The following is a 20285-nucleotide window of genomic DNA, read 5'->3' on the forward strand; positions in this document are numbered from 1 at the left end:
AAAATGAATACATTCATCATCACTTGTTTATAGATCAAGATGGCTCTGAACCCAGAACATGATCCTTCGGAAACTCTGCATGCCCATGGGGATGGCTTTTGGTATGGAATCCGGCCCATACAAAAAAGCGACAAACAAAAACTGATAGATCTTTTTAATCATCTCTCTCCTGAAAATCGCTATCTACGATTTGCTCATGCAATTTCGGAATTACCAAATGAATATTTGGAGGATGTATTAGAGCTGGATTACAAAAAGGAAATGGCATTAATAGCTTTCACCAAATCCAACACAGAAAACGAAGAGATTATTGGCATTGCTAGATATGTTTGCCAAGGAAATACCTTGGTATGTGAATTCTCACTAACGGTAAGTGATGCATACACCGCGCATGGGGTGGGAACTGCGCTGATGCAAAATTTGATCAAGCACGCAAAAACACAAGGGCTTGATGAAATGGTTGGATACGTACTGAATAATAACCAGCCGATGCTTCACCTAATGAAAGATTTAGGCTTTCAAATCAACCCATTTCAAGAAGATGCTGAGTTTAAAAAAGTCACCCTAAGTCTTTGTAGGAGCTAATCGCAAACTGAAGAGATAAATTAAAAACCTTGCACTTCTTTGCTTCATCACTTATTCTAAAAATAATAATTCTAAAATCTAAGTCCAAATGAATGCTAAGTTTTACCTAGTACTGGGAATTCTTGCATCGATCATTTCTCATAGCGTACATGGTCAGGTTGAAAACTCTCTATTAGAACAATTTGATAGGCCTGCTATTTTCGATGCAAATTCTTATGTGGAATTAGGCGCTAGTTATGAAGGTCTAACCAATAATTACGCAGCGTGGCAAAGTCAATATTTTGATTTAATGTTGCCGCTAAAAGAAAATGGTTTGGTTTACCTGCAATTATTAAATGCGCAACGTTTTTCACAAGTAGATCAATCTGCATACCTCAATTACGCCTACCCATTTAAATATGGTGTAGTCAATGTCGAGGGATCTTTAACGCATAATCCACAATTCTTAGCACAAAATTTTTATGGAGCTGGCTGGAATGGAAAACTTCCCTATCAATTTAACTATTTGCTATCTGGAAGAGAAAGTAGTTACTTAGACGGAAGAACCAGCAATCAAAATATTGGCCTTGATAAATATTTTGATCAGTTCCGCTTGGCCTATGTAGCAACCTACTCCACTCTAAATTCTCAAAAAAGCGGCTGGCTAAGTAAATACCAAGTTCAGTGGTTTGCCAAAAACAACAATCGTATAGGCTTTACTTATGCAAGCGGTCATGAGCCAACTGTAGTCAATATTGGCAACCTCACCTCTATAGATACTCAACAATACTTATTAGATGGGTTATTTTGGATTACCAATGAAATTGGCTTAACTGCCTCAGCCTGGCATGCAAAGCAAGGCAGTTACTACCAAAGAAACGGGGGGCAGCTTGGACTTCGATTGGTTTTCTGATCCCCTGCTTCTTTATGCCTTAAGCCTAGCTGGGCTTTTGTTTGGGGGAATTTTTGTTCTCATTTTGACAATCGTCATTAAGCATGGCAGCCGACTTCGGAGCAAAGAAATCCAGCAACGCGTTATCGCGCTACTAGATCAGGCCAAAAACCGCTCACATAAGGGTGAAAGCATTCAACATCAACTGAATAGCATCAATAGCTTGATACATCTTTATAAAAAAGATGTTGCATATGGATGGGTAAGATTACTTGAGCAAACCCCAGCATCTGATCGCAAGGAATATGTTGAAGTTGCAATCCAAACTGACATGCTTCATTGCATTCCGCACTGCTTAAATGAAGAGGGCTTAGCCGAGAAATGCATTGCATTAGAAGCGATAGGACTTTCTAATTTTCAAGAATTTGTATTTGAAGTAAAAAAATATGTTGATCAAGCAGGAATTGCACCCTATGCATGTATTGCTCTAGCCCGTTTAATTGGTAAAGAAGCCCTTTCGCAGATCATTGAGTCTTATGAAAAAGGGTTTCTCAACATCACGCAAGCTTTGGCAGCCATGGTTGAAATTCCTCGTGACCAGTTAATTCAATACTCTCGAGAAGCAAGAAATAAGAATTTTCCAAAAAGACTATTACGTTATTTGGTCGCCACCTAAATGGATATCACCGCTCTATCCTCTCAAGTTGTCCGCTTCATGGAATATTTTTTCCATGCACATCTACTGATTGCATTGGCTACCTACATTGTAGTGGCCGCATTACTTAGGAAACATCTACACCATTTAAGATATCGATCTATTAGTCATGAGAAGGTGCCATTTGAGAAATTAAATGCGCCAAAAATCAGCGTCATCATCCCAGCTCATAACGAGGCTCTTGGAATCGTTGAAAGCGTCAATGCCGCACTTTCTATCGATTATCCAAACTATGAAATTGTTGTCATAGATGATGGCTCGAGTGATCAAACCTTAGAAACCCTCAAAGAACACTTCCAACTTGCAGAGTATTCGCTGACACACTGCACAAATTTAAGTAAATCTATCCCCCTCTCTGCTTTTAGCTCTACCACTTATCCAAGACTGCGCGTTATTCAAAAGACTCACACCGGTAAAGCGGATAGTCTAAATGTAGGAATTCAATATAGCTCTGGCGAATATATTTGCTGCATAGATAGTGACTCCATTATTACCCCCGATGCCCTGCGCAAACTAATCATTCAATTTATTAATGAGCCCACCTTGGTTGCCCTTGGTGGCGCTATTGCCCCAAGCAATGAAATTGTCATCAAAAACGGAGAAGTTAGGAGAAAAAGAAATTCACAGTCCATTTTTGTTGGTGTTCAAATTATCGAGTATTTACGTTCCTTTACTTCATGGCGAACTGGCTGGTCTTATTTAGACGGACTCTTAATCATTGGTGGAGCGTTAACCATATTTAATAAAGAGGCCCTAATTCGGATTGGGGGCTATAGATCCGAGGCATATTGCGAAGATTTAGAAATTATTCTTTCTCTTCATGAATACCATCTGAAAAACAATCTTCCTTACAAGATTTGGACAGTTCCCGATGTGATTTGTTGGACTAGAGTTCCCAAGGATAAAGTGGGGTTAAAAAAACAGCGGATACGCTGGATGTGGGGTGCCCTGCAAAGTTTAAGCTGGCACAAAAAACTCATGTTTAATAGAAAGAGTCTGTTAATTGGCTGGTTTTCATTTCCTCATATTGTGTTTATTGAAGCCTTTGCACCTGTAATTGAACTTCTAGGCATTGTTTCGCTTTGGGTATGCATCGTTTTAGGCCTGCTCTCGTACACCTCTTTTTTTATATATGGGCTTCTGATTTACGCAATAAGCGGCTTTTACTCTTGGTATGCTATTGCCGTTAACGATAGCTATATCAGCAGCTTTAATTCACTTCAACAAATCCTTCGCCTAGGAGCAATTGGATTAATTGAACCTATTGGTTATCGACAACGTGATGCCTACTGGAGAATGATTGGATGGTGGAGATGGTTAAGGGGAAAACCAATTAGCTGGTGAGCAAATGAAAAACCCTTGAATCACTCTCAAGGGTTTTTCATCACTATTAATGGTTAATATTCCAACTCACTAGAAAACCTTCTTTACGAAAACTGGAGACTCGCTGGTGAACTTGCTTTTGTAGTGGTTTCGCCATACTGAATTACATCACCAATCATTTCAGCAGTGCAGGCAGACAAGGTCCAACCCAGATGTCCATGGCCAGTGTTGTAATACACATTCGGTTTATTACCTCTTCCTACTCTTGGCATCATTGTTGGCATCATCGGACGCAAACCGGCCCAAGGAACAACAGAGCGTGTGCTGACTTCAGGAAAGCATTGATTAACCCAGTCAATTAGCGGCTTGATACGATCAGCGCGAATATCACGATTGACACCATTAAATTCTGCAGTACCAGCTACGCGGAACCGATCTATCCCAAGACGACTGGTAACGAGTTTGGTTTCATCATCTAATAGACTCACATTGGGAGCACCCTCTTGACTAGCCTTGTCGTTCAAATTAACGGTAATTGAATAGCCTTTAACTGGATAAACATTGACACGATCACCCAACTGAGCTGCAAGATCACGACTACCAACGCCAGCGCAAACCACGACATTATCAAAAACGAGTTGGCTGGCTTGTCCATCCTTACTCAACGTTAAGTTCACATGATTTCCATCTGACTGAACAGAGAGAACTTCGTGCTCGTAAATAGTTTTAACGCCTAAATTAGCTGCAGCTTCAGACAGGCCATATGTAAATTTATGTATATCTCCCGTCGAATCACTCTCTGTGTAATAACCACCGTAATATTTACCAGCCAGAGTGGGCTCGATCTCTTTCATCTCTTGCGGTGTTACAGCAATGCGCCCCAGACCGCCCTCAGCCAGCATTTTAGAGACCTTACCGGCATGATCAAATCCAGCCTTATCACGATAGATATGCAAGATACCTTCGCGCTTTAAATCAAAATCGATGCCCTCTTGCTTTGCCCAAGAAAATAAATGCTTTCTGGCTTCAATTGCCATGTGTGCAGTCTGAACGGTATTACTCTTGTAATTTGGAATGGATGCAATGAACTCTGCGAACCATGAAATCTTATGCCAGTCGGGCTTTAAGTTAATTAACAAAGGGGCATCTTTTTTAAATACCCACTTCATGCCCTTCATGATTGTTGACCAGTGATTCCAGACCTCTGCATTTGATGCAGAAAGCTGACCACCATTGGCAAAGGATGTTTCCATACCTGCATAACGATGACGCTCGATAAGAGTGACATCGTAGCCACGCTTTGCCAAAACATAAGCTGTCGTTACACCAGTGATGCCACCACCAATAATTACAAATGATTTCATATTGAGATCCTAAAACGTCAAGGGTTTCCCATTGCAAATGCACAAGGGGCCCCCTCTGTTCTGGACCTGAGAGATTCATAAGCTGAGAAGCTTACTTGCTCCTTCGGTGTTATTAAGCGACGAAGTCTCAATAACTCTTCAGAGTGTAAAAATCATTTCGGTTCTTTTGCCTGAGAGTTTCCGGGGCGGTTGCTCCTTCGGCGCTGTAAAAACAGTCTCTCCCGAGAATGATTAAGCAAATCTTAACACTAAACCTTCAAACCTTTAAGTACTGCCGAACTAATTCGCACCAGAATGTAGCACCAATTGCTATATTCCCATCATTAAAATCATAGGCCGGATTATGTACCATGCATGTTCCAGGGGTATCGCCATTCCCAATAAAGAGATAGGAGCCAGGGATCTTTTCAAGCATAAATGCAAAATCTTCGCTACCAGAAAGAGCAGGGCCTTGACGAGTAATTGCCGCTGGTCCAAAAAAGTCAGTTGCCACATTCCTTGCAAACTCGGTTTCTGCAAGCGAATTTACTAGAACCGCATAGCCTTTACGCCAATTAATATTAGCTGTTAAGCCAAAACTTTCAGCCTGTGCCTTCACTAGATCTTTGATTCTTTTTTCAAGATCAATTCTTACTTGGGAATCTAATGCTCGAATACTTAATTCTAATTTTGCTAATCCAGGAATTACATTATTTGCATGACCTGCATTAAATGCGCCTACAGTAATTACAGCGGATTGTTGTGGATCGACATTTCTAGAAACAATCGTTTGCAAAGCCATAACGATTGATGATGCTGCAACGATGGGATCAGACGCCTTATGCGGCAGACCTCCGTGCCCACCAACCCCGCTAATCTCAATGGTTGCATAATCACTTGACGACATGGTAGGTCCATCTCGAAATACAAGATGGCCAACTGGATAACCTGGCATATTGTGTATTGCAAAAATAGAATCGCATGGAAAACGCTCAAACAAGCCATCTGCCATCATTCGCAACGCGCCCCCTCCACCCTCTTCGGCAGGTTGAAATATTAAATTCACCGTACCCGAGAAATTTTTCTTGACAGCTAATTCTTTTGCGGCTGCTAACAATATTGCTGTATGACCATCGTGACCACATGCGTGCATAACACCATGATTGCAACTGGTCCATTCCACTCCACTCGTCTCATGAATTGGCAGGGCATCCATATCAGCCCGCAAGCCAATGGACATCTCGCCAATGCCATTTTTTAAGACGCCTACTACGCCAGTACCACCAATACCCTCGTGAACCTCATAACCCCAAGATTTCAGCTTTTCTGCAACTAAAGTAGCGGTTCTATGCTCCTCAAAAGCCAGCTCAGGATGTTGATGAATATCTCTTCTCAAAGAAATAAACTCATCAACCTCAATCAAAGCCAATTCGCTTGCTTGGTTCATTGATAAACCTACTTATTGAGGTTGAAGGTTGATTGATTTTGCGATTGCCCTAAATTGGGCTGTGCCATCACCATATACTTTGTTCAACTCATTCAAGCTTAATGGTTTGGCTATTAACAAACTATTGGCATCAAGACTTGACTTTACTGTTGCATCATCAAGCACTTCAGCCAGAGCTTTATTGAGAGTTTGCACAACAGGCTCAGGAGTATCTTTTTTGACAAAATAACCAGTCCAGATTGAGTAAGTAAACCCTTTCAACCCTTTGCTCTCCGATATGGCTGGATAATCCTTCACACCTTCTAGACGCTTAGCATTGAGCATCGCGAGCAATTTAATTCTGCCTTGCTTTGCTAGCTCGTCATGAGACTTGCCATAGGGCGCCAAGAAAAAATCAATTTGACCACCAATTAAATCCTGCAAAGCAGGTCCAGCACCTTTATAAGGAACATGAGTCATGGGAATCTTTGTTTCTCTGGAAAGCTGCTCACCCAATAAGTGATAGAAGGATCCAGGACCAACACTTGCGTAAGAGAGGGGCTTGCCTTCTTGAGCCGCTTTCTTTGCATACGCCAAAAATGAATCAACATCCTTTACTGGCATATCACTTCTGACTAAGAACGCTATTTGCGCAGATCCTATCATTTGCACCAAACGAAAATCTTCGCTCTTAAACTTGATCGCAGAGTTCGCTAATGGGCCAAGGATTAATTCATTGGGAGAACCCTGCAAAACTAAATATCCATCCGCAGGACTATTGAGTACTTTTTGAGCGGCAATTCCGCCACTTGCTCCACCAATATTTTCAACAATGACAGCCTCTCCCAATTTTTTGGAAAGTGCTGGGCTAACAATGCGTGCAATCACATCAGATACTCCGCCAGCTGGATAAGGAACAACCAGGCTCACCGGCTTATTGGGATAAGTCTGAGCAATAGCAACAGAAGCGACTGTCAGAGAACATAAAGCCGAGGCTAAGAATTTGACCAATTTCATCTTGGAACCCTTTTAATTGAATATAGAAGCAATTCTAGATAGCGACATATGTAATGTCTAATGCATTCTGATACTATTTAATATAATTTAATGTAATAGAAAAATGGGGGCTGTATGACACTAACTCAATTAAGGCATATGAGCGAGCTAGCAAAAACGGGCTCCTTTATCAAATCCTCCGAAAACCTCTTTGTTACCCAACCCGCTCTAAGCAGAAGCATTAAATCTTTAGAGGACGAGCTTGGCGCAAAGCTCTTTGATCGTCAAGGTAGACAAACTACTCTGACTGCATTCGGTGAAGAAATATTGCGACGCTCCCAAATTCTGCTTGATCTAGCTAAAGACATAAAAGAAACCAACCGAAACTTTAAGAATGGCTTGAGTGGTCAAATTAGAATCGGGATGGGATCGGGACCCGGCGCTCTTTTAATGACTCAATTACTAAAGCATGTTGCGGTGAATTTCCCCCACTTACATATTGAGATTGCAAGAGGAAAGACCGGAATGCTCATTGAATCTTTACGAGCCCGAAAGTTAGATGCCTTAATTATTAATGCCCGATCCATGAAACCATCACAAGACTTGAAGATGGAAATTATTCACGAGACTCCAGGCGCCTTCATGGTTAGAAAAGGCCACCCTTTACGAAAACTCAAAAAGATCACAATCGATGATCTCAGAAAGTATCCAATTGCCTCTACAGCGCTCAGCGAGGAGACAGAAAAGACCATCATCGATAGATATGGTAAGGACGCAAATCTTGATAACTTAGTCAACATTAAGTGTAGTGAGATATCCAGCTTAGTTGAAGTGACGGAGCAAAGTAATACCATCTTGTTAGCAATTCGAAACTCCGCTCCTGAGCTTGAGGAAATTGTGGTTTCACCCCCGCTAGATGCAACTGCCCGATTTGGATTTGTTACCATTGAGAATAGAACTGAATCTCCCCTCTTGCGACATGTCAGAGATTTTATTGAAAAAGATCTCAACCAGAGACCTAATAACATCTCCATTCATAAAAGTTAAAAAAACCCACCTTATCAGGTGGGTCCAAATTTTTTTGGAGATTTATATTGATAGTTAAAAGGTATGACGAACACCAACAGCGTAATTGCTAATCGCAGCGTTTACAAGAATTCCATTCGTAGCGATTCCTGTAGAGACTATCGTTTGTCCGTACATTGCATATAAATTAGTACGCTTGCTTAACCAGTAATTTGAGCCTAGCTGAAAGCCGGTAAAGTTTGCAGTTGGTGAACCGGGACCCATTTCTGTATAACGACCCAATCCAGCTGAAGCCCAGCCTTCAATAGTTGGCGTAATGAAGCCTCTAACACCTAATTGCTCAGCTGCTCGACCCAAATAATAGCTAGAAGAAAGGCTTGAAGTTGCCTTTCTTGTTAAATACTGAGCATAGGCCTTTAAGAACCCAAAATCATACGTTCCTGCCACATAAAATTGATTATCCTGAACATTTAGAGCATTCCCAGCAGTATTAGGTAGTGTGCCGGTATTGGTAGCGGCATTAGTCCAAGGAGCAGAATCGGTAATTGATGTAACTGCAGTAGTTTGTTGCTTCAAAGCCTGGTAAGCAGCAGTTATATAAAGACTCTTATATGTGTAATCGGCTGCTAATCCCCAACCATTGGCATTCACATTACCACCTGTTACAGCGTTGCTAGTAGTAGTTTGTGATTGATTCTTATTGTTTAGCGAATAAATTCCGCTCGCAGTAAATCCATAGAAATTATCAGTCTTAAATGACAAAGTATTTGCGGTACGTGCAGTAAATCCAATGGCGGTTGTACCTGCACTTGCACTACCAACTCCTTGAGTACTCGCATAGATAAGGTTACCAGTAATATTGTTTAGGTTACCAGGATCAGTTACTAAGGCCGCCTTGAATATAGGCGTATATTGCAATCCAATCGCCCCTTCTCCAAGGCCATTTTTTCTAAGACCTAGAAAAGTCTGGCGATTAAAGAATCCCGCATTTGCGCTACCCGATACAGTTGGATCCTGGGGATATAGCTGCATTTCGGTTGTAAAAAAAGCGGAACTGCCACCCCCCAAATCCTCAAGGCCTTTAAAGCCCAATCGGCTGGAGCTCTCTGCATTTTGTCCAAATAGGTTAACAGTGGTTTTTGATTGGGCGCCATTGCTTGCCACAGTTGCAGACCTCACATTACCACCTACATAACCAGTATCCAAAATACCGTAAATCGTTACAGAGGATTGAGCATGAGCTACACCACCGATTGCAAATGATGTGAGAGCAGATAAAGCTAATTTTTTCATTTCTTAAATTCCTTCATTTCTATAAAAATAATGTTGAGCACTTGTATGACGCTTAATAGTTTTTGTATGCAAACACTTTATGCAGACTATTTCATGATGTCCAATGCATTCTTTTACATTGTTCAATAATTAAAAGTAATGTATTTAATAAATTTCCTTTACCCCAAAATATTGATAATTAGTCAGCCTTGATGTTGTTAGAGGCAATCACCCTCCCCCAACGTTCCATTTCTTTCTTCAAGTAACTTGCAAGCTCCTCTGGACTGGAGCCGAGTGATTCAGCACCAATAGATTCAAACTTTTCTCTAATTTCAGGAGAAGCCATGCTAGAAACTAGACTGGCATTCAGTTTATTGATGATCGGTTTGGGAGTATTTGCAGGCATAAAAACTGCAAACCATGGTGTTACGTCATATCCAGGCAAGCCAGATTCAGCAATCGTTGGAATACCCGGCAAAGACTTAGAACGTTTAGTAGTTGTAAGTCCTATTGCACGGAGCTTGCCTGATGCAATATGGGATTTGGCTGAAGTAATGCTATCGAACATGTAATTTACCTGTCCACCTAGCAAGTCAGTTACAGCAGGTCCGCTACCCTTATAGGGAATATGCTGCATATCAATTTTGGCCATAGAGGCAAATACTTCTCCCGCCAAATGAATGGATGTACCATTCCCAGCAGATGCATAGGTGAGCTGACCTGGATGAGCCCTTGCATTTGCAATCACATCAGTTACTGTTTTTACATTCGGTTGAGTAACATTTGTTAATAAAACATTCGGCACGATAGCAACCAGACTTACAGGCGAAAAATCTTTAACTGGATCATATGGCAATTTAGGATAAAGATATTTATTTGTAGCCATACCTATGGAAGTAATCAGCATGGTGTAGCCATCAGGTTCAGACCGTGCTACCAATTCAGCACCAATATTGCCTCCTGCACCTGGTTTATTCTCAACAATAATTGGCTGCCCTAATGTCTTCGAGGACTTGTCCGCCAATGAGCGCGCGATAACATCCATTGCGCCGCCAGGTGGAAATGGAACAATCCAGCGAATAGTCTTAGCTGGCCACTCCTGTGCAAGCACAGGATTTGTACCGACAAGCAATAAGGCTAGACCAGCAACTACTGCTGTAAACAATGATGGCAATTTATTTTGCATCATGACCAGATCTACCCGCTAGGGTAATGGCGATACATGCAATCGCACCAGGAATAGCAAATGCATAAAAGTTGAACTCCAGTGGCAGACTCAGACTCAATAGAGTTCCACCTAAAACAGGACCCAATATTGCACCCACACGACCAACACCAGAAGCCCAACCAATACCAGTAGATCGAATTTTTAATGGGTAGTATTGAGCTACATATGCATATAACAAGATTTGTGAACCGATCGTTGTCGCACCAGCTATAGCAACCAATAGGTTCAGAACTATGAATGAGCTCTTAACACCCAATAAGCTGATTGAAGTGGCTGCGCAAATAAAGAAAATCGTTAACACCTTCCGTGGATGGAATTTATCTGCAAGCCATCCACCGCCTACTGCACCAAAGATTGCGCCAATATTTAAGACCATTAAAAACATTAGGCTAGAACCTAACTCATAGCCAGCCTTGTTCATTAACTTTGGCAACCATGATCCCAAAGCGTAGACCATGAGGAGGCACATAAAAAATGATGTCCAGAACATTAACGTACTTAGGATACGACCATCTTTAAACAGTGATACCAAAGGCACAGAACTAGAGGCATTTCCGAGTGGGTAAACATATTCGCCTGAGTTTGCTGAAGCATATTCCGGCGCAATTTTGGCAAGCACTCTAGCCGCATCAGTATTGCGGTTTGATTTAATTAAAAATCCAGGAGACTCTGGTAAGAAACGCAAAATAATCGGTAACAGGAGAAAAGGAATAATTGCCACAAAGAAAACAGATGGCCATCCATAAGTTGGAATTAAAAAGATGCCTACGCCAGCCGATAACATACCACCCACCGAATAACCACTAAACATGATGGTTACCAGAAGACTGCGAATTTTCTTGGGCGAATATTCAGTCATCAAAGCCACTACGTTAGGCATCACACCACCGATTCCAAGACCAGCAATAAACCTACAAATACCAAATTGAGTGAGGTTTTCTGCAAAACCATTGATGAATGTAAAGACACTGAACAAACTAACGCACATTGCAATGGTTTTTTTTCTACCAATCTTGTCTGATAGTGGACCAAAAAACATGGCGCCAAACATCATGCCAAATAAAGCATAACTACCAAGCGTGCCAGCCTGCATCGGCGAAAGCTGCCACTCCGCCATCAATTTCGGCAAAACAACACCATATATAACGAGATCGTATCCATCAAAAATAATAATGAGGCCACACCAAAATAGCAGACTCCAGTGAAACTTACTAAATTTCGCCTCATCTATTAACTTATGTACATCAATTTGACTCATGATCTTGTATCTCCAATTCTTTTTTTAGTTGATTTGCAAAAAAATTCTTAATTGCAAAGTTAAAATCAGTCTCTGCTTCAATATTTGAAATATGAGACGCAGGTACTACTAGTAATTCAGATTTAGCAATTTGCGATCGCATAAATTCCGCATCTTCAGTGGTAGTCACGGGATCTTTTGCGCCACTAATAATGAGTGTCGGTATATTTATTTCCGCTATTCCAACCCTTAAATCCTCTCCAGATAAAGCCTCACAACAGCTTGCATAACCTTCTGGATTCATATTTTTTAGGTTTACTAGCAATTCATTTACTGCTCCGGGGTATGAACCATAAAACTCTGGTGTAAACCATCTTGATGGAGCGGATTCTGCTATTGAATTGAGACCTTCTTTTCTTACAAGATTTGCTCGATCAATCCATGCGGACTCATTACCAATTTTGGGGGCTGTATTAGCAATTACTAAACCTTCGAGTCTCTCTGGAGCATTCAGCGCAAGCCATTGTCCAATCAGGCCACCCATTGAAATGCCGCAAAAAAAGGCTTTATCAATAACCAGATAATCCAATAGGCCTAATGCATCCCGTCCTAATTGCGCAATAGTGTATGGACCTTTTGGGGCAGAAGTTAAACCATGTCCCCGTGTGTCATAACGAATGACATAGAAATCCCTTCTTAAAATTTCAAGCTGTCCATCCCACATGGAATGATCAGTCCCCAAGGAATTTGAAAAAATAATGGCTGGTTTATGGGGATCTCCATCCGTTAAATAAAAAACATCTATCCCGTTAATATGTGCAATGCTCATTTGTACCTTTACACTCTCTCAATAATTAACGCAATTCCCTGACCAACTCCAATGCACATAGTGCAAAGTGCGTACTTGCCCTTCGTGCGAATGAGTTGATACATTGCAGTTGTTACCAAGCGTGCGCCTGATGCCCCTAATGGATGCCCAAGTGAAATTGCGCCACCATTTGGATTTACATGTGCAGCGTTATCTGGAAGACCAAGGTCGCGTGTTACAGCTAGGGCTTGTGATGCAAATGCTTCATTCAATTCAATAACATCCATCTGACTCAGTTTTAAGCCAGCCTTTTCTAATACTTTTTTGACTGCGGGAGATGGGCCAAATCCCATAATCCTAGGAGCTACGCCTGCCGCCGCTACCGCAACTACACGTGCTTTTGGCGATAGCGAATGCTGCTTTATTCCAGCTTCTGAAGCCATCAGCAAGGCACATGCCCCGTCATTTACACCTGATGCATTACCTGCAGTAACCGTCCCACCCTGCTTCACAATACTTTTGAGTGAAGCCAAAGTCTCTAAAGTGGTTAAGCGTGGGTGCTCATCTTTTGAAAAAATGACGGGATCACCCTTCTTCTGAGGAATAGTTACCGGAATAATTTCATCATCAAATATTCCAGTTGCCTGAGCTTTAGCAGTACGCTGTTGACTAGTGAATGCGAATAAATCTTGATCGGCACGAGAAATCCTAAAGTCTTCTGCTACGTTCTCTGCTGTCTCTGGCATAGAATCAACACCATATTGCGCTTTCATCAGCGGATTAATAAAACGCCAACCGATAGTGGTGTCTTCAATTTTGGCTGTTCTTGAGTATGCGGAATCTGCCTTACCCATCACGAATGGCGCACGAGACATACTCTCTACACCACCCGCAATCATTAAGCGATTACCGCCCCCTTTAATTGCATTAGCTGCAATTCCAATCGCATCGAGACTGGATCCACAAAGTCTATTTACCGTAGAACCAGGAACTTCAACTGGTAAACGCGCAAGCAAAGAGGCCATTCTTGCAACGTTTCTGTTGTCTTCACCTGCTTGGTTAGCACATCCAAGAATGACATCATCCAATGCCGCCCAGTCAACAATATTGCGCATCATTAAGGCTTGAATTGGCAAGGCAGCCAAGTCATCCGCCCTCAAACCGGCAAGGGCTCCACCATATTTACCAAATGGTGTCCGAATTGCATCGCATATAAAAGCACTTTCAATTTTTTTCATCACTTATTCCTTACTTAATGGGGCATCAGTAAGTGACTGAAGTTCTTCAAAAGTTATGCCATCGACCATTTCTTTGACCAATAACCCATTTGGAGTTACATCAATCACAGCTAAATCGGTATAGATTCGACTCACGCAACCCATGCCCGTGAGTGGATAGGAACAGCTTTTTACAATTTTGGGCTCACCATTTTTGGTGACATGTTCCATAGTGACGAAGACATTCTTAGCACCAATTGCTAAATCCATTGCTCCACCAACTGCTGGAATTGCTTCCGGGGATCCTGTATGCCAATTAGCGAGATCGCCGTTTTCGGCAACCTGAAATGCACCTAGTACACATATATCTAAATGCCCGCCACGCATCATGGTGAATGAATCGCCATGATGAAAATAGGAGCCTCCATCGAGTAAGGTAATAAATTCTTTTCCTGCGTTGATCAGATCAGAGTCTTCACTCCCCTGTTCAGGTGCCGGGCCCATGCCTAAGATGCCGTTCTCACTTTGAAGAAATATTTCTTTATTAGCATCCAAGTGATTAGCGATCTTCGTAGGCAAGCCAATACCAAGATTCACATAAGAACCTTCAGGAATATCTTGAGCCACTCTTTTAACAATTTGCTCTCTAGTTAAGCGTTGATATGCCATTTCAAATTTCTCCTTAAACCGCAACCACGTGCTTAACAAAAATTCCTGGCGTAATCACACACTCAGGATCCAATGAGCCCAGAGGGACTATTTCGTTGACTTGGGCGATAGTGCATTTAGCTGCGGTAGCCATAATGGGACCAAAGTTACGAGCGCTTTTTCTATAGACTAGATTGCCCCAGCGATCGCCTTTAAATGCTTTAATTAATGCAAAGTCGGCATAAATTGGGTATTCAAGAACATAGCCTTTACCGTCAATAATCTTGCTGTCTTTGCCTTCAGCAAGCAATGTTCCATAGCCAGTAGGTGTATATATCGCACCTAAACCAGCACCGGCTGCCTGAATGCGCGCTGCTAAATTACCCTGCGGGACTAGCTCTAGCTCAATTTTTTTAGCGTAATAAAGCTTATCGAATTCATAAGAATCAGCTTGTCTTGGGAAAGAACAAATAATCTTTTTAACTTGACCCGCTTTAAGTAATGCGGCAAGTCCATGATCTCCATTGCCCGCATTATTGTTCACCACTGTCAACTCTTTTGCGCCATGATCAATCAAGGCATTAATGAGTTCAGCTGGTTGACCCGCGGTTCCAAAGCCACCGATCATGACAGTTGAGCCATCTTGGATTTGTTTTATAGCCTCTAATACTGAAGCCGATGTTTTATCAATCATTCTTTTATGTACTCTTTAATTTCAATAGGTCTTTGTCAAAAACAATGTATGCAATAGAGCCGATCACAATTCCCCAGAACGCTGAACCCAATCCTAAAAAACTCATTCCAGAAGCTGTTGCTAAAAATGTGATTGCAGAAGCTTCGCGATGATCTGGCTCCTCTAGAGTGCTCATTAGGCTAGAAACTATTGCCCCTAGCAATGCCAACCCAGCAAGAAGCGCAATGAGTTCCTTTGGAAGGCCGGTAAAAATGAGAACAATTGAGCCCGCCAAGGTGCCACCAATTAAAAAGAAAATCCCACTAAAAATTCCGGCTACGTAGCGCTTTTCTGGATCTTCGTTAGCCTCTTTACCTGTACATAAAGTAGCTGTAATAGCAGCAGTAGTAGTAGTGATGCCGCCAAAAAATGCGGTAATTAATGACATCACGCTAGTAAAAGTAATAATGGGTTTAGCTGGTACGTGATAGTTTGAAAGTTTTAGAATTGCCATTCCCGGCAAGTACTGCCCTGTCAAGCTCACCAAAACTAGCGGTATCGCAAAACTGAATGTGGATTCCCAGCTCCACATAGGAGCGATATAGGTAGGATGCACTAACGATAGTCTGAAACTATCTGGATTTACATCACCAATCTGATACGCAAGAGCTATACCTGAAAACAGGATAACTAAGATTACATACTTCGGTATTAACCTTTTGCAAATCAGATAGATGCCAATCATCGCAAGCGAAAGGGCTGGCATTGTGGATACAGACTTAAAAATATTGATCCCAAATTGAAACAGGATTCCTGCCATCATTCCAGCTGCAATACCCTTTGGAATATGTTTAATTAACTTGTCAAAGGTACCAGTGATGCCAATCAAGAAAATAATCGCGGCAGCCGTAATATAGGATGCAATTGCTTCATTAACCGACATATGTGGAAATAAAGCGATGAGGAGCGCAGCACCTGGTGCGGACCAAGCGGTAATAATTGGCATCTTGTATTTCCAACTGAGATAAATCCCAGAAATACCGCCGCCAAACGATACCGCCCAAACCCAAGAAGATAGAACTTCATTTGATACTTGCGCCAAAGATGCTGCCTGAAAAAATATCAGCATCGGCCCCGCATAGGAAATCAATACAACCAGAAAGCCAGCTGTAATTGACGATAGCGAAATATCTTTGAAGAAGCTGCGCTTCATTAACCCAGATCTCCGCCACTAACTGGCAGTACTGTGCCAGTAATATAGGATGATTCATCAGAAGCTAGAAATAGAATTGCCCTAACCTGCTCATCAATCGTGCCATAACGATGCATCAAGCTTGAATCGATGGTTTGATCAATAATTCCTTGATACCAAATTTCTTCTTGCTTAGATAATCTATTCTTATTACGTGGAATTTTTCTGGGAGGAGCTTCAGTACCACCTGTAGCAACTGCATTAAAACGAATGCCATCCTTAGCATGCTCAAATGCCAAGCTAGCCGTCATCGCGTTTACTCCGCCTTTAGCCGCGGCATAAGGAATGCGATGAATACTGCGAGTTGCGATTGAAGATATGTTTACTACAACACCATGCTGCTGGTTAATCATGACTGGCAGAACTGCTCTGCAGCACCACAATGTTGGAAATAGTGAGCGCCTAATCTCTGCTTCTATTTGATCCTCATCATAGTGCTCATAAGGCTTAGCCCAAATAGTGCCACCCACATTGTTGACTATGATGTCGATCTTTTTAAATGCCTTTACTGCCTCAGTAATTAACTGTTTAGCACCAGCATAAGTTTCTAGATCAACCTTGACTGTTAAAGATTTTGCTTTTAGCTTGCTGATCTTTTTGGCTACATCATCAATTAAATCAGAGCGGTCAGCCAATACAACTTTGGCCCCCTCTTTCGCCAAGGCGATAGCAACCCCCTCACCAATTCCCTGAGCAGCACCGGTAACAATGGCTACTTTATTTTTAAATCTGAGCGCGTGAGTCATCATGCACCTACTGCGCTTGGAGAAAACTTTTCAAATAGAAAATTTGCGGGCGTAATGTCTGCACTTGACAACCAACTTCTAACAGCATCCACCATTGCTACTGGGCCACAAAGGTAAATATCCACATCGCCCTGATTTAACCAATCATTCTCAATATGCTCTGTGACATACCCTTTGCGATCATGGGTGCTCTCAGGAGAGGCAACCACTGTGCGGTATTCAAATCCAGGTAGCTTAGTCTTCATTGCCTCAAGCTGATCCAGGGCTACCAAATCCATATCATTAGTCACGCCAAATACCATCTTGATAGGGTGCACAGCACCGGTGGTACTTAAAGACTCCAACATCGATAAAAATGGAGCGATACCTGTACCCCCCGCTAAAAATAAGACAGGGCGCTTTATTTCACGAAGATAGAAACTGCCGTTAGGACCCGTAAATGAAATTTCATCGCCTGACTTACCAATATCCGATAAGTACTGACTCATTTTTCCATTGGGCACATTACGGACTACGAAAGATGCAATTGACGCGCCTGGCGGGGAGCTAAATGAATATGCCCTAGTTAACTCTGTACCTGGAATTTGAACATTGACATATTGCCCAGGTAAAAATGTCAATGAAGTAGGATCATTAAGCTCAATAGAAAATCGAATGGTTGAACTAGAAAGCTTCTCGATTGACGATATCTTGCCTGGAAAGGAAGATGATCCAGTTTTGCATGCAGCTGAGGAAGCGGGAATCTTTACTACGCAGTCAGATTTTGGCTTCATTTGGCAAGCCAAAATCTGACGTTGAGAGGCCTCTTCTGGAGTTAAAGCATCCTCAATGTAGCTAGACTCCGGCAAATCATAATCGCCAGATTCACACAATCCGCGGCAGGTGCCACAAGCTCCATCCCTGCAATCGAGTGGAATATTTACTTTCTGACGATATGCAGCATCAGAAAGCTTCTCGTTCTCGTTACAGGAAATAAAACGGGTTACCCCATCTTCAAACTGTAGTGCAATGTTATAGCTCATAGCATTCTGCCATTCAATTAAATGTGATAGATGTCAATTACTTGACTGATGTAATCATTCTTCAGAACTACATACTTATTTAAGATTTTTGGCTTATCGCCTGAAAAATCGATTACATAACGAGACATACCAAAGTAGCTGTAATTAGTCTTGTAACGATGACTTAAGGTATGCCAGTTAAAACGCACAGTGCAGATATCACCCTCACGTTTTTCTAACTCGACATTAGTCACGTTATGGCAAGTTCTTGTATCTGGCATAGTCGCGCTTGAGCGCTCAGTTTTGATACGGAAAACACGATCTTCAAGACCTTGGCGATTGGGGTAATAAATCAAAGAAATTTCTTCTTGTGGATTTGTTACCAGCTCGTCGTTATCGTCCCAAGATGGCATCCAAAACTCGGCATCTGGGCTATAGCACTCAAGCCATTCATCCCATTGCTCGTCATCTAGCAAGCGACTTTCGTAATACAAATATGCATTGATATCTAAAATGGAGATTGTTTTCATGCGCTCACCTGCTCTTGCTCAACTGCTTTTTTCATTGTTTCGAGCCAATAGCGGTGCTGCACTGTATATAGACCCTCGTCTTCTGTTTTCAAACCACTTAATATTGGTTTCAGACCAATCTCTTTAGCCGCATCATCAGCGCCTTCAATCCAATGCTCCGAACCACGGCACATATCGTTCCACTCAATCGTCTTTGCAGCAAAACCTTCTTGGCACGCCCTAAACTCCTCTAGGTCATCTGGAGTTGCCATACCACTTACGTTGAAGAAATCTTCGTATTGGCGAATTCTTCTAGAACGAGCCTCTGCCGACTCTCCTTTTGGAGCGATACAGTAAATTGTCACCTCAGTTTTATCTACGGCTAAAGGACGTAGCAAACGAATCTGCGAACCAAATTGATCCATTAGGTACACATTTGGATATAGACATAAATTTCTAGAACGTTCGATCATCCAATCGGCAATTGGTTTGCCAAACTTGTCTGAAAATTCTTGATGCCTTGGGAAATTAGGACGATCTTCGGGGTTTGCCCACTTGGTCCATAACAACATATGGCCATGGTCGAATGAATAGAATCCACCACCTTGCTTGCCCCACTTGCCGGCATCCATCGCTTTAATTTTGTCTTCGCGAATCGCCTCTTGCTCTTTGCGATGGTTTGTTGTTGCTGCGTAGTTCCAGTGCACCGCTGAGACGTGATATCCATCTGCGCCATTTTCTGCCTGAAGCTTCCAATTGCCATTAAAGGTATAAGTTGAAGAACCCTTCAATACCTCTAGCCCATCAACCGATTGATCCACAATCATGTCAATAATTTTGGCCGCCTCACCTAAGAAATCTTTCAAAGGAGCTACATCATCATTCAAGCTGCCAAACAAGAATCCGCGATAACTTTCAAACTTGGGCACCTTCTTCAGGTCATGTGAACCCTCTTTATTAAAGCAGTCTGGATATCCCGCATCTTCTGGGTCTTTTACCTTCAATAACTTTCCACTGTTATTGAATGTCCAGCCATGAAATGGGCAAGTGAAAGTCGCTTTATTGCCACGCTTATGACGGCATAACTGAGCGCCACGATGACTACAAGCATTCATCATGGCATTTAGTTCACCTTGACGATTGCGCGAGATGAAAATTGGCTGACTACCAATATAAGTAGAGTAATAGTCATTAATATTAGGAATCTGGCTTTCGTGCGCTAAATAAATCCAATTACCTTCAAAGATGTGTTTCATCTCTAATTCGAATAGGTCTTTATCAGTAAAGGCACTGCGGTGGAGGCGATAATCGCCCTTCTCTTTATCCTCAATTAAAAATTCATCAATACTTTTGAGTTTGGGGCTGTTATCTACATGAATTGGGATCATTTTTTATCCTTTTATGAATGG

At 41.9% G+C, this 20285-nt stretch carries 20 protein-coding genes and 1 riboswitch; of the genes, 5 read left to right on the forward strand and 15 right to left on the reverse strand.

All coding sequences use genetic code 11. The features are described 5' to 3' along the window. Positions 1–39 precede the first annotated feature (39 nt). The 4 genes from FD973_RS08000 (at position 40) to FD973_RS08015 (ending at position 3515) form a co-directional block, all read left to right on the forward strand. On the forward strand, positions 40–585 hold the full coding sequence (locus FD973_RS08000) for a GNAT family N-acetyltransferase (protein ID WP_215322821.1): 546 nt from the start codon (positions 40–42) through the stop codon (positions 583–585). 88 nt (positions 586–673) lie between these two features. Beyond that, complete coding sequence (locus tag FD973_RS08005; RefSeq protein WP_215322822.1) at positions 674–1477, forward strand: YaiO family outer membrane beta-barrel protein; 804 nt, start codon at positions 674–676, stop codon at positions 1475–1477. Next, the gene (locus FD973_RS08010) at positions 1455–2132 is read left to right on the forward strand and encodes a hypothetical protein (protein WP_215322823.1); all 678 of its coding nucleotides are present in this window, start codon (positions 1455–1457) and stop codon (positions 2130–2132) included. Before FD973_RS08005 ends, FD973_RS08010 begins: the two co-directional genes overlap by 23 nt. After that, positions 2133–3515 carry a glycosyltransferase family 2 protein gene (locus FD973_RS08015; RefSeq protein ID WP_215322824.1) on the forward strand — a complete coding sequence of 461 codons (1383 nt, stop codon included), beginning with the start codon at positions 2133–2135 and terminating at the stop codon, positions 3513–3515. A gap of 83 nt (positions 3516–3598) precedes the next feature. Here the strand turns inward: FD973_RS08015 and FD973_RS08020 are convergent, their stop codons facing one another. From FD973_RS08020 to FD973_RS08030, 3 genes are all read right to left on the reverse strand, one after another. After that, entirely contained in the window at positions 3599–4858 is a 1260-nt protein-coding gene (locus FD973_RS08020) for a D-amino acid dehydrogenase (RefSeq protein WP_215322825.1), read from the reverse strand. Between the two features lie 148 nt (positions 4859–5006). Further along, positions 5007–5093, reverse strand: a riboswitch (glycine riboswitch). 21 nt (positions 5094–5114) lie between these two features. Further along, positions 5115–6284 (reverse strand): M20 aminoacylase family protein, encoded by a 1170-nt coding sequence (locus FD973_RS08025; protein WP_215322826.1) that lies wholly within the window; start codon positions 6282–6284, stop codon positions 5115–5117. A gap of 12 nt (positions 6285–6296) precedes the next feature. Beyond that, the gene (locus tag FD973_RS08030; RefSeq protein ID WP_215322827.1) at positions 6297–7280 is read right to left on the reverse strand and encodes a tripartite tricarboxylate transporter substrate binding protein; all 984 of its coding nucleotides are present in this window, start codon (positions 7278–7280) and stop codon (positions 6297–6299) included. 114 nt (positions 7281–7394) lie between these two features. On the opposite strand from FD973_RS08030, the gene FD973_RS08035 reads away from it, so the two are divergent. Beyond that, a complete protein-coding gene (locus FD973_RS08035) occupies positions 7395–8306 on the forward strand; it encodes a LysR family transcriptional regulator (protein ID WP_215322828.1) in 912 nt (303 codons plus the stop codon). Between the two features lie 54 nt (positions 8307–8360). Here FD973_RS08035 and FD973_RS08040 read toward each other — a convergent pair whose 3' ends face one another. The 12 genes from FD973_RS08040 to benA all read right to left on the reverse strand — a co-directional run bounded on the left by FD973_RS08040 (position 8361) and on the right by benA (position 20264). After that, positions 8361–9578: a porin gene (locus FD973_RS08040; protein ID WP_215322829.1), complete on the reverse strand. Its 1218-nt coding sequence runs from the start codon at positions 9576–9578 to the stop codon at positions 8361–8363. Positions 9579–9756: 178 nt separating this feature from the next. Continuing rightward, positions 9757–10743: a Bug family tripartite tricarboxylate transporter substrate binding protein gene (locus tag FD973_RS08045; protein WP_371816882.1), complete on the reverse strand. Its 987-nt coding sequence runs from the start codon at positions 10741–10743 to the stop codon at positions 9757–9759. Then, positions 10733–12043 carry an aromatic acid/H+ symport family MFS transporter gene (locus FD973_RS08050; RefSeq protein ID WP_215322831.1) on the reverse strand — a complete coding sequence of 437 codons (1311 nt, stop codon included), beginning with the start codon at positions 12041–12043 and terminating at the stop codon, positions 10733–10735. Before FD973_RS08050 ends, FD973_RS08045 begins: the two co-directional genes overlap by 11 nt. Continuing rightward, on the reverse strand, positions 12030–12851 hold the full coding sequence (pcaD, locus tag FD973_RS08055; protein WP_215322832.1) for a 3-oxoadipate enol-lactonase: 822 nt from the start codon (positions 12849–12851) through the stop codon (positions 12030–12032). The genes FD973_RS08050 and pcaD overlap by 14 nt, the downstream gene beginning before the upstream one ends. Before the next feature lie 8 nt (positions 12852–12859). After that, the gene (gene pcaF, locus FD973_RS08060; protein WP_305798633.1) at positions 12860–14068 is read right to left on the reverse strand and encodes a 3-oxoadipyl-CoA thiolase; all 1209 of its coding nucleotides are present in this window, start codon (positions 14066–14068) and stop codon (positions 12860–12862) included. A 3-nt stretch (positions 14069–14071) separates the two neighbouring features. Next, positions 14072–14716, reverse strand: coding sequence for a 3-oxoacid CoA-transferase subunit B (locus FD973_RS08065; RefSeq protein WP_215322833.1), 645 nt, complete (start codon positions 14714–14716; stop codon positions 14072–14074). Between the two features lie 13 nt (positions 14717–14729). Further along, the gene (locus tag FD973_RS08070; protein WP_215322834.1) at positions 14730–15389 is read right to left on the reverse strand and encodes a 3-oxoacid CoA-transferase subunit A; all 660 of its coding nucleotides are present in this window, start codon (positions 15387–15389) and stop codon (positions 14730–14732) included. A 4-nt stretch (positions 15390–15393) separates the two neighbouring features. After that, entirely contained in the window at positions 15394–16581 is a 1188-nt protein-coding gene (locus tag FD973_RS08075; RefSeq protein WP_215322835.1) for a benzoate/H(+) symporter BenE family transporter, read from the reverse strand. Beyond that, complete coding sequence (locus FD973_RS08080; protein WP_215324760.1) at positions 16581–17366, reverse strand: 1,6-dihydroxycyclohexa-2,4-diene-1-carboxylate dehydrogenase; 786 nt, start codon at positions 17364–17366, stop codon at positions 16581–16583. The genes FD973_RS08075 and FD973_RS08080 overlap by 1 nt, the downstream gene beginning before the upstream one ends. Beyond that, on the reverse strand, positions 17366–18388 hold the full coding sequence (benC, locus tag FD973_RS08085; protein WP_215322836.1) for a benzoate 1,2-dioxygenase electron transfer component BenC: 1023 nt from the start codon (positions 18386–18388) through the stop codon (positions 17366–17368). The genes FD973_RS08080 and benC overlap by 1 nt, the downstream gene beginning before the upstream one ends. A 17-nt stretch (positions 18389–18405) precedes the next feature. After that, positions 18406–18897, reverse strand: coding sequence for a benzoate 1,2-dioxygenase small subunit (benB, locus tag FD973_RS08090; protein ID WP_215322837.1), 492 nt, complete (start codon positions 18895–18897; stop codon positions 18406–18408). Then, entirely contained in the window at positions 18894–20264 is a 1371-nt protein-coding gene (benA, locus tag FD973_RS08095) for a benzoate 1,2-dioxygenase large subunit (RefSeq protein WP_215322838.1), read from the reverse strand. The genes benB and benA overlap by 4 nt, the downstream gene beginning before the upstream one ends. Positions 20265–20285 lie beyond the last annotated feature (21 nt).

It is taken from the genome of Polynucleobacter sp. MWH-Braz-FAM2G (genome assembly GCF_018687635.1).
In the GTDB taxonomy this organism is placed as follows: domain Bacteria; phylum Pseudomonadota; class Gammaproteobacteria; order Burkholderiales; family Burkholderiaceae; genus Polynucleobacter.